Below are 15747 nucleotides of genomic sequence, written 5' to 3'. Positions count from 1 at the left end.
GCGAAGCGTATGGAAAATGCGAAAATCGGCACGCGTCAGCTGTTTATTATGATCATTTTGTTTGAATTGGGCAGTTCGTTATTGATCCCGCCGGGCACGATGGCCGGGCGGGATGCGTGGCTGTCCGTGCTTCTCGGGTGCGTTACCGGTCTCGGACTTTTCTACGTTTATCAGGCGCTGTATCAATTTTTTCCTGAGTCTTCACCGAGAGATTACATGAACGAACTGATCGGCAGACATCTGAGCTGGGCGGTCTCCCTTCTTTATATTCTCTATTTTGCTTATATCGCCGCCCGCGTATTGCGGGATTTCGGCGAAATGCTTGTCACCTTCGCCTACCAGGACACGCCAATTTTAATTGTGAATGCCATGCTGATGATCGCCGCGATATTTGCGGTCAGAAAGGGAATTGAAGTGATAGCGAGAGCCGGCGAGCTGCTGTTTGGCATTATGTATTTCCTGACAGCCGTCGGGCTGATCCTCATTATCAGCTCAGGCACGATAAACCTCAGATTTCTCCAGCCCGTTTTAGCGGAGGGTGCAGGAACGGTCATTTATTCCGTGTTTAAACAGACGATGTTCATCCCGTTCGGTGAATTAATCGTGTTTGTCATGATTTTCCCTTATTTAAAAGATCGGAAAAAGGTGAAGAAAACCGGATTTCTGGCGATTATCATCAGCGGGCTGTTTTTGGCAATGTCAGTGGCGATTAATATTTGTGTGCTGGACGTCAACTTAATGCTCCGCTCTCAATTTCCGCTGCTGAGCACCATACAGACAATTAAAGTGGAAGAGTTTTTAGACCGGCTGGATGTCTTTTTCATGCTCGTGCTCGTCATCGGCGGTTTTTTCAAAGTCAGCCTTTTTACATATGCGGTTGTCGTGGGCGTGTCCACGCTGTTTAAAGAAAAAAATCCGTCCCAGCTGGCCTTCCCGGTCGGATTGGGGGTGCTGATTCTCTCCATCAGCATCGCAAGCAATTTTTCGGAACATATGAATGAAGGCTTAAACATTGTGCCGATCTATATTCATCTTCCGTTTCAAGTGCTGTTCCCCGTTTTGCTGCTTATCATTGCCGTTATTAAGAAAAAGGTCAAAGGGACCGTCTATACAGTTTCGAAGAAATAACCCGGCCGGTGCGCCGGGTTTTTTAAAAAATCATGATTTTTGTCTTCATGCATTGACAAACTTGCGTGACAATTGTACATTTTGATTTATTCTTATAAATTTACTAGGAAATATAGGTTTAGTGGTGTTAATGTGTTCCGAACCGTATTTCAGAATAGAAGGAGATCCATCATGACAAAGAAAAAAGAAATCAAACTCGGTGTGTTTCTCGCGGGCACCGGCCATCATGTCGCTTCTTGGAGACATCCTCAGGCACCGGCGGACGCGAGCATGAATTTGGATTATTTCAAAGAACTGGCGAAAACAGCGGAGCGGGGGAAATTGGACATGCTGTTCTTGGCGGACAGTTTATCAATAGACGGCAAATCACATCCGAATGTGCTGACGCGCTTTGAGCCGTTTACGCTTCTGTCGGCGCTCGCTCAGGTCACATCCCGCATCGGTCTGACGGCGACCGCGTCTACCACATACAGCGAACCGTTCCATATCGCGAGACAATTTGCATCGCTTGATCATCTTTCCAACGGCCGCGCGGGCTGGAATGTCGTCACATCTTCGATTGAATCGACCGCGCTTAATTTCAGCGGCGAAAAGCATCTTGAGCACCATCTCAGATATCAGCGCGCGGAAGAATTCGTTGAAGTCGTCAAAGGATTATGGGATTCGTGGGAGGAAGACGCCTTTATCCGTGACAAAGAATCAGGAGCATTTTTCGATAAAGGCAAAATGCATGAATTGAACCATAAAGGAACATATTTCTCCGTGAGAGGGCCGTTAAATGTTGCCCGCACACCTCAAGGGCGCCCGGTCATTATTCAGGCCGGATCATCAGGAGACGGAAAAGCGCTGGCCGCCAAAACGGCGGAGGTCATTTTCACCGCGCAAAATCATTTGGAATCCGCGCAGGAATTCTATCAATCTATTAAAGAACAAGCGGCTTCTTTCGGCCGTGATCCTGAAAAAATCGCGATCATGCCGGGAATTTTTCCCGTTATCGCCGATACCGAAGAAGAAGCGCAGGCAAAATATGAAGAGCTCCAAGACCTCATCATTCCGTCTGTCGGCCTGAACATTCTGCAAAACTATCTGGGCGGCGTCGATCTTTCCGCCTGCCCGCTTGACGGCCCGCTGCCTGAATTGGATGCGGATGCGTCGAATGCCGTTAAAAGCCGCTTCAAGCTCGTTCAGGAGATGGCCAAACGCGATAACATGACCATCCGCGAGCTGTACAAATATGTGGCGGGTTCAAGAGGCCATCATATCTTTGTCGGAACGCCGGAACAGCTTGCCGATAAGATGGAAGAATGGGTCGGAAAACAAGCTTGTGACGGTTTCAACATCATGCCGCCGCTTTTGCCTGAAGGTCTCACTCTTTTTGTAGACAAAGTGATTCCGATTTTACAAGAACGGGGCGTGTTCAGAAAAGAGTATGAAGGAACGACGCTCAGAGAACATTTCGGACTGGAAAAACCGGCAAACCGATATGCCGACTAAAGGAGGGCTCATCATGTCAAGACAATACCGGCTCGCAACGGAGGCAGACGCTGATGAGCTGCTTTCACTGACACTGCGGGCGTATGAACCGATCCGCAAGCTCGGCATCAACTTTGCCGCTGCCACGGCGGATAAAGAACTCGTATTAACTAACATACAAAAAAACGCCTGTTACGTTTTGGAGGAAGACGGCCGGATTCTGGCGACGATTTCTCTGCGGATGCCGTGGGGGCCGAATCCCGGGCCGTACGGTGTTCCTCATATTTGGTGGTTTGCCGTCGATCCTGAAACCGGAAAAAAAGGGACGGGCTCAGACATGCTGGAGTGGCTGGAGAATACAGTGCTCCGCGACACATTAAAAGCGCCTTTCGTGTCACTGGGCACAGCGGACAAGCATCCGTGGCTGATCGGCATGTACGAGCGGAAAGGCTACGTCCGTGCAGGCGAAAAGGATCTAGGAAAAGGGCACATCACCATTTATTTAAAAAAACAATTGCAGGATTAACATTCTAATAGGAAAAGGCGGGATTTCAATGAAGAAGAAAACATGGGCTTTGCTGCTGTCTGCCGCACTTTTGGCGGTCTTATCAGCATGCGGAAACGGAAAAGAAAGCGAAGGCGGCGATAACGTACTGCATGTAGGCGCCACGGGACAAAGCTATCCGTTCGCATATAAAGAAAACGGCAAGCTGACCGGCTTTGACGTGGATGTCATGGAAGCCGTCGCGAAAAAAATCAACATGAAACTGGACTGGAAGCTGCTTGAATTCAGCGGTCTGATGGGAGAGCTCCAGACCGGCAAACTCGATACCATCTCTAACCAGGTCGCTGTCACGGACGAACGCAAGAAAACGTATAACTTCACGGAACCGTATTCGTATGCGGGCACTCAAATCGTCGTCAAAAACGATAACAAAGACATCAAATCAGTCAACGATCTAAAAGGAAAAACAGTGGCGGCCGTTCTGGGCTCAAACCACGCGAAAAACCTTGAGAGCAAGGACCCGGATAAAAAAATCAACATGAAAACATATGAAACACAAGAAGGCACGCTGAAAGACGTGGCTTACGGACGGGTTGACGCTTATGTAAACAGCCGCAGCGTCCTGATCGCCCAGATCAAAAAGACCGGTCTGCCTCTGAAATTAGCAGGAGACCCGATTGTCTATGAAAAAGTCGCTTTCCCGTTTGCGAAAGATGCGGCTCACGATAAAATCCGCAAAAAAGTAAACAAAGCCATTGAAGACCTGCGAAAAGACGGCACGCTGAAAAAGCTGTCTGAAAAGTACTTTAAAGAAGATATCACAACAGAAGCAAAGCATTAAGAAACGGCGGTGAAAATCGAGAATGAACAGCATTGATTGGGGATTTATGTTTTCAGCTTTTCCCGCGTTAATCGAAGCCTTGCCGATCACATTACTAATGGCCGTCGCAGCCATGGTATTTGCCGTGATCGGCGGCCTTATATTAGCGCTTATCACAAAAAATCGTGTTCCTGTGCTTCACCAGCTGTCAAAGGTGTATATTTCATTTTTCCGGGGCGTGCCGACGCTCGTCCAGCTTTTCTTAATTTATTACGGCCTGCCTCAGCTGTTTCCCGGAATGAGCAAGATGACGGCGTTAACTGCGGCGATTATCGGGTTAAGCCTGAAGAATGCCGCCTACTTGGCTGAAATCTTCCGCGCGGCGCTCAACTCAGTAGATGAGGGGCAGCTTGAAGCCTGTCTGTCTGTCGGAATGACAAAATCCCAGGCGTACAGACGGATCATTTTCCCGCAAGCCGTCAGAAACGCGCTTCCCGCGACGGGAAATACGTTTATCGGCCTGTTAAAAGAAACATCGCTCGCCTTTACATTAGGAGTGATGGAAATGTTCGCCCAAGGAAAAATGTACGCATCAGGCAACCTCAAATATTTTGAGACGTATTTAGCCGTCGCGGTCATGTACTGGGTTCTTACGATTATTTACAGTGTGCTGCAGGATCTGCTCGAACGGGCGATCAGCAAGCCTTATCGCACATAGGAGGAGGCTCAGGATGATACAAGTCAGACATATTCGAAAAGCATTTAAAGACCTTACCGTACTTGACGGGATCGATCTTGAGATCAAAAGCGGCGAAGTCACGGCCATCATCGGCCCGTCAGGCTCGGGAAAATCAACGCTCCTCCGTTGTTTGAATCTGCTGGAGCGCCCGGATGACGGCATCATTGAAATCGGTGATGCAAAGCTGAATGCAGCGTCCTATTCGCGCAAAGACGTTCATAAGCTTCGCCAGCAGACGGCGATGGTGTTTCAGAATTACAACCTGTTCAAAAACAAAACCGCCCTGCAAAATGTGACAGAGGCGCTGATCACCGCGCAAAAGAAACCGAAAAAAGAAGCGGAACAGATCGGTATGGATTTGCTGCGGCAAGTCGGTTTAGAACACAAAGCGGACAGCTACCCGATTACGATGTCAGGCGGGCAGCAGCAGCGGATCGGGATTGCGCGTGCCTTGGCCGTTGATCCTCACGCGATTTTACTGGATGAACCGACTTCGGCCCTTGACCCTGAGCTTGTAGCCGGGGTGCTCCAAGTCATCAAATCAATTGCCGAAAAACAGACAACCATGATCATCGTCACGCATGAGATGGCTTTTGCTCGTGAAGTGGCCGACAAGGTCATATTTATGGCGGACGGACGCATCATCGAACAGGGAACGCCGGAAGAGCTGTTTGACAATCCGCAGAACGAACGGACGAAAAAATTCATTAAGCAAGTGGGAGAGCCCGCCGAACTTGTCTAAGAAGGGAAGAAGAAGAAATGGCAAATGAAACGTATGAATCATTAAACAAACGTTTAATCAATATCCGCCGCGACCTTCATGAACACCCTGAGCTGTCAGGCGAGGAATACGAAACGACGAATAAAATCCGCCGCTGGCTGGAGGAAGAAGGAATCACGGTTCTTGATATGCCGAAACTTCAAACCGGAGTGATCGCTGAAATCAAAGGAGACAAAAGCGGCCCCGTCATCGCCGTCAGAGCGGACATCGACGCATTGCCGATCGAAGAGAAAACAAACCTTCCGTTTGCTTCGCGCAACAGCGGCGTGATGCACGCCTGCGGCCATGATTTCCATACGGCATCTATCCTCGGCACGGCTTTTTTATTAAATGAGAGAAAGCATGAGCTGAAAGGAACGGTGCGGTTTATTTTTCAGCCCGCGGAAGAAATCGCCGCCGGAGCAAGACAGGTCATTGAAGCCGGCGCGCTTGACGGTGTATCGGCGATATTCGGCATGCATAACAAACCTGACCTCCCCGTCGGCACGGTCGGTCTGAAAGAAGGTCCGCTGATGGCGAGTGTCGACCGCTTTGAAATCACTGTTAAAGGAAAAGGCGGCCACGCCGGAATCCCTGATAACAGCATTGATCCGATTCAGGCGGCAGGACAGATCATCGGCGGCCTGCAATCAGTTGTCAGCAGAAATATCAGCTCGCTTCATAATGCCGTCGTCAGCATCACAAGAGTTCAAGGCGGCAGCTCATGGAATGTCATCCCGGACCATGTTGAAATGGAAGGCACCGTCCGGACGTTTCAAAAAGAAGCGCGTGACGCTGTTCCGAAACATATGAAGCGGGTTGCTGAAGGAATCGCGGCCGGATTCGGGGCAGAGGCTGATTTCCGCTGGTATCCTTACCTTCCGTCAGTGATGAACGACGCCCGTTTCATACAGGCGGCGGAACAAACGGCTGAAAGCCTCGGGCTTCAAACCGTTCGGGCAGAACAGTCGCCCGGCGGGGAAGACTTCGCATTATATCAAGAAAAAATCCCCGGCTTCTTCGTCTGGATGGGAACAAACGGAACGGAAGAATGGCACCATCCCGCCTTCACACTCGACGAAAAAGCGCTCCCGGCAGCGGCTGAGTTTTTCGCCCGGCTTGCCGTCAACGTATTGGAGCAGACGGAATGAATACGGAAAATCTGACGGCCGGGCTTGCTCAGGCCGTCATGTCGTCTGTGCCGGAAACATCCGCTGAAGCGATGAAAGAAGCGCGCAAAGGACTGCTTGATTTTACAGCGGCAGCTTTTGCCGGGAGACGGGATAAAGGAGTTGAAAAGCTGGTAAAACTGGCCGAAGAAGAAGGCGGGGTGCCGATAGCGCCGCTTATCGGCAGAAATCAAAAAACCACGCCGTCCCAATCCGCGCTCATTAACGGATTCATCGCACATGCGCTTGATTTTGACGATGTTCATTCTGATGTAAGAGGACATCCGAGCGCAGTCATCCTCCCGGCTTTGATTGCAGCCGCATCAGCCGGCCGTATAGACAAAAGCCGTTTTCTCGGTGCTTATGTGACGGGAATCGAAGTGATGGCGCGGCTCGGCGAGTCAGCTGGAAGGCATCATTACGAGAAAGGCTGGCACAATACAGGAACGTTAGGTGCCATTGCGGCCGCATGCGCCGTCGGATTCGCGGAGAATCTGAATCAAACCCAATTGCAGAAAGCAATCGGGTTTGCGGCTGCCCGCTCCGGAGGCATGAGAGTGCAATTCGGGACAGAAATGAAGCCGCTCCACGCCGGACTGGCCGCTCAAGCCGGGTTGTTCGCCGTGCAGCTTGCAAAGGCCGGTATCGGCGGCTCAGTTCATGCGCTCGACGGGGAGAAAGGTTTTTTCGGACTGTACGGCGATCTTGAACGGGCAGAAACCCTCCTTGTAAGCGGGTGGGGAAAACCTTGGCGGATTGTGAGCCCGGGACTTTGGTTTAAGGTTTATCCGTTTTGCTCGGCGGCTCATCATGCGGCGGACGCCATTCTCAAGCTGAAGGCCGAACATGGTCTCACTTTCGGCCAAACGGAACGGATCGACGTGATTTATCCGCCGGGCGGTGACGCCGCATTGACAGAACGGCGTCCGAAAACAGGCGAAGCGGGGAGATTCAGCGTGGAATATGTGATCACCTTAGCTTTGCACGGTAAGGATTTTTCAGTTGAACATTTCACATCCGCGCCGATTCCGGAATCCCTTCAAAAAGGATTTGAGCGGATTCACCGCAGCTGCGATGACCAAATTCAGCCGGCTGAAAACGCCGTTCCGAAAGGCCGTTTTACAATTGTACGGGTCACGGCTTCCGGCGGTCATGTCTATGAAGCACGTATCGACTGTCCGAAGGGAGCGCCGGGAAACGGTCTTTCTGAAGAAGACATTGAAGACAAACTCCGGCTCGCTTTGTCGGGAGAAGAGAAAAAGGCGGAAGAATTGATCAAAGCAGCCGGACAATCAAATATGGACCGTTTTTTACAGCTGATATAAATAAAAAGAGCGGGGGGATGCAGCCCTCGCTCTTTTTACGTTCACTTCTATTGAATAGGGGGATATAGGGTGCGCCCCTGTCTGCGCTGGCAGGGGCGCGGTATCAGGAAACGGCCGTGCCGTTTTCTTTAACCGTGAAACTTCCTCTTGATAAGCGGATGTTGATATCCGAAACTTTGGCAATTTGTTCGTCGTGCGTAACCATGATGATGCATTTGCCGTCTTTACGCGCCAGATCCTGAAAGAGCCGGACGATTTCCTTTGACGTATCCTCGTCGAGATTTCCCGTCGGCTCGTCCGCGCAAATCAAATCCGTGTTACAGCTGAAAGCCCGCGCAATTGAAACGCGCTGCTGCTGTCCGCCGCTTAATGTCAGCACCCGCTGACGGGCCTGCTGTTCGGTGATGCCGACTTTTTTCAGCATGCTGAGCGCGAACGCATCTTTGTTGTTCTCCTTAGAGCCGGTGATCTCCATCGCCGTTGTGACATTCTGGAGCGCCGTCATATACGGGATCAGATGATAAGATTGAAAGACGATAGAGACATATTGATTTCTGAATTTGGTTAATCCGATTTTGGAGATGTCTTTTCCGTTATAAAGGATGCTTCCCTCTTTAGGTGTGTCAAGGCCGCCCGCCAGAGACAAAAACGTTGTTTTCCCCGTTCCGGAGGCGCCGACAATTGTATAAAACTTCCCTTTTTCAAAGCTGATCGTTATATCCTGAAACAGCGGCTGTGATTTGTCTTGGTACCAGTAGCCGGTCTGTTGAAAGGTTAATAGGCTCATTATGCTGCCTCCTCTTATTCCTGCTTGGTCAGGATCGTTTTAGGGTGAAGCCGCATGACTGATACAGACGGCAGTAATGTGGCGATGACGGCAATTGCGACGCCGATGCCGCCAAGAATCAGAAGGTCATTCAGCGAGACGTTTACCTGCATTGTACTGATGACATCCGCGCCGGATGAATGCTGACCGAACATGCCGCCTCCCCGCGGCATTTCTCCTCCGCCCCAGCCGCTTGTTTGCTGCTGTGAATCATCGGCTGAGCTGACCTGCTGGGAAAGAAGCTGATTTCCGAGCTGATTCGCCACAAGGCTGCCCGTGACGGATGCGATCCCGATGGCAATAACGGCGACAACCAGAATTTCCGTTAAGAATTGTCCGATGAGCTTCCAGCGCTTTTCGCCGATCGCCATCAAGACACCCATTTCATACTTGCGTTCCCTGATCGACATCATCACGATCAACCCGAGAATGACCGCGCCCGCGATGGATACAAGGTATACCACGTTTTTAGAAAATGACGCGACATTTTCAATCGGGCCGACCATTTGCTGATACACCTGATCATTTGTCGTCAGCGCGTAGGTTTTATCATCTATAGATGTTTTTTTCGCAGCCGCAACGAATGAGTCAATATATTTGGCATCATCCATATAATAAACGGCTGAGCTGATTTTGTTTTTGTTATCAGACCCTTTTAACGCCGCCGCGGCAGTGTAAGGCGTATAGATTTTATTGTCAGGATTTAAGAATGAAAAATGCTGTGCCTGATCGTCTCCTGATGATGTTGTTTTATAGATTCCCACAATTTTAAGCTTCGTTTTCACAGAATCATCCGCTGCTGAGGAAACGGTAATGGAGCCGCCGACCTTCAGCTTGTTTTGATCTGCCAGCGTTTCATTAATCACGGCGACTTTTGCGTCCGCATCTGTTTTTATGATGGCGCGGCCGTCAGTGATTTTTGAGCTCCCGCCTGTGAAATCATCAAGCAATGCCGTAGAGAGCACGCCTTCGATCGAGATATCAGCTGAAATCATCTGTCTTCCGCCGCCTTGAAAACGGCCGGCGCCGGAACGGTTATCGGCTGATTCGCCTGAGCTTTTTATCGCATCAAAGCTTTCTGCATTTGCTGACGCTGTCGTGAGGAAGTTGTAATTTTTAACATGCTGTAAAGATGTAAGCTTCTTGGCATCTGAGACGGAAATCGGCGTTGATTCAAACGTCCTCTTTTCACCGTCTTTTTGCTGCTGCGCCATTTGCTTTTGGCGGTCAGCCTGGAGTGTGACGCTCCCGCCGAGCTGCTGCCTTGCCAGTTCGCTTGATTTCTTTGCCGCTGACTGGATCGTAAGACCGGACAGGACAAAAATGCAAATCACTGAAAACACAACCAGCTGCAAAAATGTTTTTCCCTTTTTTGCCTTCATGCTCCAAAAGGCTCTTTTTATAAAGTTCATGTCTGTTCCTCCGTGTGGGTGTCAGATCTTGTAAAACCGGCCTTCTTTAGCACCGGCCATTCGATATGTATATAGTAGGAGAAATGTATGAAAAAAATATGAACAAACTATTTCCGGGTGATGAAATAAAAACTAACAATTGTGAAACCCGAAAACACCCGGGTAAAATGGTGCTATTATAAGAAAAAGCGTGAAGATAAGCGGAGGAACCAATGAAGATATTAATGATAGAAGACAATATAAGCGTATGCACCATGACGGAAATGTTCTTTTTTAAAGAAGGATTTGAAGCCGAATTTGTCCATGACGGAGTGGAAGGCTATCAGCGGTTCACGGAAGAGGACTGGGATTTGGTCATTCTGGACATTATGCTTCCATCCATGGACGGAGTGACGATCTGCCGGAAAATAAGAGAGACGAGCAGTGTGCCGATTATTATGCTGACCGCAAAGGACACGGAGTCTGATCAGGTGATCGGGTTTGAAATGGGGGCGGACGACTATGTTACCAAGCCGTTCAGCCCGCTGACGCTAGTAGCGCGGATTAAAGCGGTGATCAGAAGATACCGGGCGACGGGGCAGGCCGTAAAAAGCGACGACTTGATCGAAACGGCGTGTTTTTCAATCAATAAGAAGACGCGGGAAGTGTTTCTGCACGGAAAACCTGTCGAGAATCTGACGCCGAAGGAATTCGATCTGCTCTTTTATCTCGCACAAAACCCGCGCCAGGTCTTTTCGAGAGAGCAGCTGCTTGAGCAGGTGTGGGGCTATCAATTTTACGGCGATGAACGTACGGTTGATGTTCATATTAAACGGCTGCGCAAAAAACTGTCCAGTGAGGAAAAACCGTTTTTATACACGGTGTGGGGGGTAGGATACAAATTTGATGAGGATTAAATACTTATATCAGCTGCTGTTAAGCCATGTCAGCATTTTGATTTTGGCCTTTTTCATCATCATTTCCCTGTTTTCGCACTTTGTGAAAGATTTTGCGTATCAAAATAAAGTGGATGAGCTGTCATCTTACGCGCAGCAGATCACAAGTGAGCTGAACGGCCGCGATCTTGATCTGCGCCGCCTGTATCCGTATCAGGATATGTTAAAAACGCGCGAGACCAGGTTTATTATTTTCGATGAACATCAGCGGCCTTACTTTTTTCCTGACGATATGCCGCCGCGCGAGAAGCTGAAAAGTAAAGAGTGGCACATGCTGAAGCAAGGGAAAACCGTTCAGATCAGAGCGGAGATGAACCGTTTTAATACAGAAGGTTTAGAAGTATCGCTTGTCGCAAAGCCGCTTTTTATCAACGATCAATTTAAAGGCGCGGTGCTGCTCGTGTCTCCCGTCAGAGGGGTCGAGCAGATGATCAGCCAGGTCAACCGCTATATGATTTACGCGATCATCAGCACCCTTATCATCACGATTCTGCTGAGCTGGCTTTTATCTAAATTTCACGTCAAGCGGATTCAGACATTGCGGGATGCGACCGGAAAAGTGGCATCCGGTGATTACGATATTTCGCTCAAGAACAGCGGCGGCGATGAAATCGGCATGCTGGCGTCTGATTTCAACACCATGGCCAAAAATCTGAAGCAATCGAGAGAGCAGATTGACCGCCTTGAAAAACGGAGGCGCCAATTTATCGCCGATGTCTCCCATGAGCTGAGAACGCCTTTGACGACCATTAACGGACTTGTGGAGGGGCTTAACAGCAACACCATCCCGGAAAAAGATAAAGAGAAATGCTTCTCGCTGATCAGCGAAGAAACGAAGCGGATGCTCAGGCTCGTGAAAGAAAACCTGGATTATGAAAAAATCAGATCCCAGCAAATCAAACTGGACAAGCTCAGTCTGCCGCTAATCGAGGTGTTTGAAATTATTAAAGAGCATCTCAATCAGCAGGCGGAGGAAAAACAAAATCAGCTGCGGATTCAAGTGGAGGACGGCGTCAAAGTGTTCGCCGATTATGACAGGCTGATCCAGATTCTCGTCAACATCACGAAAAACAGCATTCAATTTACGCAAAAGGGAGACATCACGCTGCGCGGGTATGAAGGCTATAAAGAAACGGTGATTGAAATCGAAGACACCGGGATCGGCATCTCCAAAGAGGAAATTGAGCATATATGGGAGCGGTTTTATAAGGCGGACGTGTCCCGGACGAATACGGCATACGGCGAATACGGACTCGGCCTGTCCATCGTCAGGCAGCTCGTCGAAATGCACAAGGGCACGATAGATATTGACAGCGAAAAAGGAAAAGGCACGACCTTTACAATCCGCCTTCCGCTGAATACGAAACATGAATCATCTTGAAACCGGCGGTTCCGTCTGTTTTAACTCCACTCGGAAAATTGCGCTCTGCCGAAACAAAGTTTGCGTGTTTTTCGGGATGGAAAGAGACGGAAACGTGATAAAATAACTGGTAAACAGGTCTTGGATGGGGAGGGTGAAGGAATGAAGAGCGGGTTAATTCCTTCTTCAGCAGTCGGGCAGAAAATTAACGAGTGGTATCGATACATCAGAACATTCAGCGTGCCGGATGCGGAGATCTTGAAGGCCGAGATCAAACAAGAGCTTGACCATATGGAGCCTGATTCGAACTTAGTGCTTTATTATTCCCTCATGGAATTTCGCCATCAGCTGATGCTGGACTACTTGGAGCCGCTGGAAAAACTGAAGATAGAAGACCAGCCGACCCTGTCGGAAATTCTTGATAACATTGATAACAGCCAGGCCGGCCTCAAAGGGCTTCTCGATTATTACGTCAACTTTTTCAAAGGCATGTTTGAATTTGATAAAAGAGAATTTATCTCAGCGATTACATATTATAAACAAGCTGAGAAAAAACTGGCCTTCGTATCGGACCACGTGGAACGGGCGGAGTTTTATTTTAAAGTGGCCGAAGCTTATTATCATATGAAACAAACGTATTTTTCTTTGATACATATAAAAAACGCTTATGAAATTTACGTAGAGCAGGACACATATAACGTCCGGATCATTCAATGCCATTTTGTATTCGGCGTCAATTTAATGGATGAAAGGCGCTTTGAACAGGCGGCCAAACATTTTCAGCACGCTCTGCAAATGGCCGAAAAAGAACAAAAAGCGCAGCTTGTCGGGAGGGCGCTGTATAACCTCGGACTGTGCTACTACAATCAGGACCGCATCGGCGAAGCGATTCCGTACTTTGAACGGGCGGTCGATACATTTGAATCACAAAGAATCGTCAATTCTCTTCCTCAAGCATATTTTCTAATCACACTCATTTACTTTAAACTCGGAAAAAAAGAAAAAGCGTCGGAATATCACAAGCGGGGATATGAATATGCTAAAGAAACAGACGATCCCGTTTACACGGTAAAATTCGAATGGCTGCAGGCTCTGTATCAGGCGAAACCGGATGAGGAAACAATCAGCGCGTGTTTCCGTTACCTGGAAGATAAAAATTTATACGCCGATATAGAGGATTTAGCACTAGAAGCAGCTAAATATTACTATGAACAAAATTGCTTTAAAATTTCTTCTGACTATTTTCTGAAAGTCGAAGAGGCAAGGAAACAAATACAAAGGAGTGAAGGTTTGTATGAAATTGAAATCTAAATGGTTTGTTATTTGTTTAGCAGCCGCCGCGATTTTTACAGTGACAGGTGCAGGCCAGCCAGATCAGGCTGACTTCCATGTAACTGAAAGAGGAATGACGTGAGAAGAAAATAACCTGAACAAAGGAAAAGACTGCCTGGGAATGTTCCCGGCAGTCTTTTTTTGCGCGGCCGGACTCGGACAGCGGCGGAAAACAAAAGAAAACGCCGCAGGTCAAAACCCGCAGCGTCCTCATATAGACGGAGTGATGCTTAGAAACCGCCAACATAGGCAGTACCTACAATAACCAACAGGATAAATAAAACAACGATCAAAGCGAAAGAGCTGATTCCAGAATATCCTGACATGAGCTTCACCTCCATATTGTCTATACCATACAATATGTAAAAGAAGCTGCTTTGTAAGGGATATTAGTGGACAAGAGAAAAAAGAGGCTGTGTCCTATGAGAGTAAGACTCCGGCGAAAAATTCGTCATACAGCGCACGCACCGCGTGTTTTTCCTGTTCTTCTTTCACTCCGAACATCATGCTGACTTCCGATGACCCTTGATTGATCATCTCGATGTTGACACCGGCTTCCGCCAGGGCTTTGGATGCCCTGGCGGTTGTGCCGACATTATGGCGCATCGCTTCCCCGACGACCATAATCAGCGCCAGATTGTGCCTGACTGTGACTTCATCTGCTTGAAGTTCCTGCTTCAGGCGGGTGACGAGCCTGTGTTCCAGTTCTGAGTCCATCTGATTGTGCCGAAGGATGATCGTGATGTCGTCAATGCCGGATGGAACGTGTTCATACGTCAATCCTTCTTCCTCCAAAATGTGAAGGGCTTTGCGGCCGAAACCGATTTCCCGGTTCATTAAATATTTGCTTATGTAAATGCTGCAAAAGCCCGTGTCGCTTGCGATGCCGATGACTGGCCCGTTCGTATTGTCACGGCTGCTGACGACGCGTGTTCCTTTCGCATCCGGATTATTCGTATTCTTAATCTGAACGGGGATGCCGGCCCGAAATGCGGGAATCAGCGCTTCATCATGAAAAACGGAAAATCCGGCATAGGAGAGCTCACGCATTTCCCGATACGTCAGTTCGTTAATTTCTTTCGGATGCCGCACGATTGACGGGTTGACGGAATAGACGGCGTCCACATCAGTAAAGTTTTCGTACAGGTCGGCTTTTAAGCCGCTGGCGAGAATGGAGCCGGTAATATCAGAACCGCTCCGGGAAAACGTCACAATCTCATGCTCCTTCGTGTAACCGAAAAATCCCGGAAAAATGATCAAGCCTTCCCGGTTTCTCAGACGGTACAAATGATCATAAGACTCAGGGAGCACCTGCGCGCTTCCGGGTTCATTCGTCACAAACAGCCCCGCTTCTTTCGGACTTACGTATTCCGCTTTCACGCCCTGCCGTCGGAAGTAGGCTGCGATCAGCTTCGCGTTGTTGTCCTCGCCGCTCGCCTTCACCGCATCCATATATTGTTCGGAATTGGTTTTACAGCTGTTTAAGAGATCGAATAGGTCACTGCGGATTCTTTCTATAATAGAGAAATCCAGGTTCAGCTCACGCGCGATGGCGGCGTACCGTTCAATGACCGTTTCGGCAAGCTCGGGCGCTGCACCTTTTTGCAAATAATGCTCCGCACAGCGGATTAACAGATCCGTCACCTTTGTATCGTCCGAGAAGCGTTTTCCCGGTGCCGATACGACGACGGCTTTCCGCGCGGGATCAGCCGTCACGATTTGAAACACTTTCTCAAGCTGGGCTCCTGACGCAAGAGAGCTGCCTCCGAATTTTACAACTTTCATGATTTACATCCCCTAATATTTAAATTTTCTCACAAATTTAATTTTTATTATCTCTCTTTCAAACATGTAAATCAAGGATTTTTTCTACGTGGGGAGAACATTTGTATTTTCACGGAGGAATTTTGCCGCTGTTTGTCAGATTTGTTTCCCTCAAGCGTGTCATCATGTGCAAAAAATG

The 15747-nt window shown here is 48.8% G+C and carries 16 protein-coding genes; 12 read left to right on the top strand and 4 right to left on the bottom strand.

The annotated features are described in order from the left end of the window. Nucleotides 1-9 precede the first annotated feature (9 nt). From SB24_RS07865 to SB24_RS07830, 8 genes are all read left to right on the top strand, one after another. Nucleotides 10-1128 (top strand): endospore germination permease GerKB, encoded by a 1119-nt coding sequence (locus SB24_RS07865; protein WP_015416803.1) that lies wholly within the window; start codon nt 10-12, stop codon nt 1126-1128. Nucleotides 1129-1296: 168 nt separating this feature from the next. After that, nucleotides 1297-2622, top strand: coding sequence for an LLM class flavin-dependent oxidoreductase (locus SB24_RS07860; RefSeq protein WP_094032085.1), 1326 nt, complete (start codon nt 1297-1299; stop codon nt 2620-2622). Between the two features lie 13 nt (nt 2623-2635). Beyond that, a complete protein-coding gene (locus SB24_RS07855) occupies nt 2636-3127 on the top strand; it encodes a GNAT family N-acetyltransferase (RefSeq protein WP_015388710.1) in 492 nt (163 codons plus the stop codon). Nucleotides 3128-3155: 28 nt separating this feature from the next. Continuing rightward, nucleotides 3156-3947 (top strand): amino acid ABC transporter substrate-binding protein, encoded by a 792-nt coding sequence (locus tag SB24_RS07850; protein WP_012116791.1) that lies wholly within the window; start codon nt 3156-3158, stop codon nt 3945-3947. Nucleotides 3948-3969: 22 nt separating this feature from the next. Then, nucleotides 3970-4644, top strand: coding sequence for an amino acid ABC transporter permease (locus SB24_RS07845; protein WP_039252799.1), 675 nt, complete (start codon nt 3970-3972; stop codon nt 4642-4644). 13 nt (nt 4645-4657) lie between these two features. After that, complete coding sequence (locus tag SB24_RS07840) at nt 4658-5407, top strand: amino acid ABC transporter ATP-binding protein (RefSeq protein WP_003156349.1); 750 nt, start codon at nt 4658-4660, stop codon at nt 5405-5407. A gap of 17 nt (nt 5408-5424) precedes the next feature. Continuing rightward, entirely contained in the window at nt 5425-6576 is a 1152-nt protein-coding gene (locus SB24_RS07835; protein WP_015239149.1) for a M20 peptidase aminoacylase family protein, read from the top strand. Beyond that, entirely contained in the window at nt 6573-7919 is a 1347-nt protein-coding gene (locus SB24_RS07830; RefSeq protein WP_015416807.1) for an MmgE/PrpD family protein, read from the top strand. Before SB24_RS07835 ends, SB24_RS07830 begins: the two co-directional genes overlap by 4 nt. 103 nt (nt 7920-8022) lie before the next feature. On the opposite strand, the gene SB24_RS07825 is transcribed toward SB24_RS07830, so the two are convergent. Together SB24_RS07825 and SB24_RS07820 are read right to left on the bottom strand one after the other, a co-directional pair. After that, the gene (locus SB24_RS07825; RefSeq protein ID WP_015416808.1) at nt 8023-8706 is read right to left on the bottom strand and encodes an ABC transporter ATP-binding protein; all 684 of its coding nucleotides are present in this window, start codon (nt 8704-8706) and stop codon (nt 8023-8025) included. Between the two features lie 14 nt (nt 8707-8720). Then, on the bottom strand, nt 8721-10157 hold the full coding sequence (locus tag SB24_RS07820; protein ID WP_015416809.1) for an ABC transporter permease: 1437 nt from the start codon (nt 10155-10157) through the stop codon (nt 8721-8723). Between the two features lie 212 nt (nt 10158-10369). Between SB24_RS07820 and SB24_RS07815 the strand changes: the two genes are divergently transcribed. From SB24_RS07815 to SB24_RS07800, 4 genes are all read left to right on the top strand, one after another. Then, entirely contained in the window at nt 10370-11053 is a 684-nt protein-coding gene (locus SB24_RS07815; protein WP_007410267.1) for a two-component system response regulator YclJ, read from the top strand. Further along, complete coding sequence (locus SB24_RS07810; protein WP_162303988.1) at nt 11040-12473, top strand: two-component system sensor histidine kinase YclK; 1434 nt, start codon at nt 11040-11042, stop codon at nt 12471-12473. Before SB24_RS07815 ends, SB24_RS07810 begins: the two co-directional genes overlap by 14 nt. Nucleotides 12474-12614: 141 nt before the next feature. Beyond that, nucleotides 12615-13763 carry a Rap family tetratricopeptide repeat protein gene (locus tag SB24_RS07805; protein WP_007410270.1) on the top strand — a complete coding sequence of 383 codons (1149 nt, stop codon included), beginning with the start codon at nt 12615-12617 and terminating at the stop codon, nt 13761-13763. Next, nucleotides 13747-13866, top strand: coding sequence for a phosphatase RapC inhibitor PhrC (locus SB24_RS07800; RefSeq protein WP_031378677.1), 120 nt, complete (start codon nt 13747-13749; stop codon nt 13864-13866). The genes SB24_RS07805 and SB24_RS07800 overlap by 17 nt, the downstream gene beginning before the upstream one ends. Nucleotides 13867-14014: 148 nt before the next feature. Here the strand turns inward: SB24_RS07800 and SB24_RS19525 are convergent, their stop codons facing one another. Together SB24_RS19525 and SB24_RS07795 are read right to left on the bottom strand one after the other, a co-directional pair. After that, nucleotides 14015-14125, bottom strand: coding sequence for a YjcZ family sporulation protein (locus SB24_RS19525; protein WP_369719092.1), 111 nt, complete (start codon nt 14123-14125; stop codon nt 14015-14017). Between the two features lie 79 nt (nt 14126-14204). After that, a complete protein-coding gene (locus SB24_RS07795; protein ID WP_039252794.1) occupies nt 14205-15569 on the bottom strand; it encodes an aspartate kinase in 1365 nt (454 codons plus the stop codon). Nucleotides 15570-15747 lie beyond the last annotated feature (178 nt).

Source organism: Bacillus sp. Pc3 (genome assembly GCF_000815145.1).
In the GTDB taxonomy this organism is placed as follows: Bacteria; Bacillota; Bacilli; order Bacillales; family Bacillaceae; genus Bacillus; species Bacillus velezensis.
The sequence above is the reverse complement of the archived record's forward strand: the minus strand, read 5'-3'. Positions and strand labels throughout refer to the sequence as shown.

Coding starts and splice junctions, on each gene's coding strand:
- SB24_RS07865 (WP_015416803.1), top strand. CDS start 10: ATGGAAAATGCGAAAATCGGCACGCGTCAGCTGTTTATTATGATCATT.
- SB24_RS07805 (WP_007410270.1), top strand. CDS start 12,615: ATGAAGAGCGGGTTAATTCCTTCTTCAGCAGTCGGGCAGAAAATTAAC.
- SB24_RS07835 (WP_015239149.1), top strand. CDS start 5,425: ATGGCAAATGAAACGTATGAATCATTAAACAAACGTTTAATCAATATC.
- SB24_RS07820 (WP_015416809.1), bottom strand. CDS start 10,157: ATGAACTTTATAAAAAGAGCCTTTTGGAGCATGAAGGCAAAAAAGGGA.
- SB24_RS07845 (WP_039252799.1), top strand. CDS start 3,970: ATGAACAGCATTGATTGGGGATTTATGTTTTCAGCTTTTCCCGCGTTA.
- SB24_RS07855 (WP_015388710.1), top strand. CDS start 2,636: ATGTCAAGACAATACCGGCTCGCAACGGAGGCAGACGCTGATGAGCTG.
- SB24_RS19525 (WP_369719092.1), bottom strand. CDS start 14,125: ATGGAGGTGAAGCTCATGTCAGGATATTCTGGAATCAGCTCTTTCGCT.
- SB24_RS07825 (WP_015416808.1), bottom strand. CDS start 8,706: ATGAGCCTATTAACCTTTCAACAGACCGGCTACTGGTACCAAGACAAA.
- SB24_RS07795 (WP_039252794.1), bottom strand. CDS start 15,569: ATGAAAGTTGTAAAATTCGGAGGCAGCTCTCTTGCGTCAGGAGCCCAG.
- SB24_RS07850 (WP_012116791.1), top strand. CDS start 3,156: ATGAAGAAGAAAACATGGGCTTTGCTGCTGTCTGCCGCACTTTTGGCG.
- SB24_RS07840 (WP_003156349.1), top strand. CDS start 4,658: ATGATACAAGTCAGACATATTCGAAAAGCATTTAAAGACCTTACCGTA.
- SB24_RS07830 (WP_015416807.1), top strand. CDS start 6,573: ATGAATACGGAAAATCTGACGGCCGGGCTTGCTCAGGCCGTCATGTCG.
- SB24_RS07815 (WP_007410267.1), top strand. CDS start 10,370: ATGAAGATATTAATGATAGAAGACAATATAAGCGTATGCACCATGACG.
- SB24_RS07800 (WP_031378677.1), top strand. CDS start 13,747: ATGAAATTGAAATCTAAATGGTTTGTTATTTGTTTAGCAGCCGCCGCG.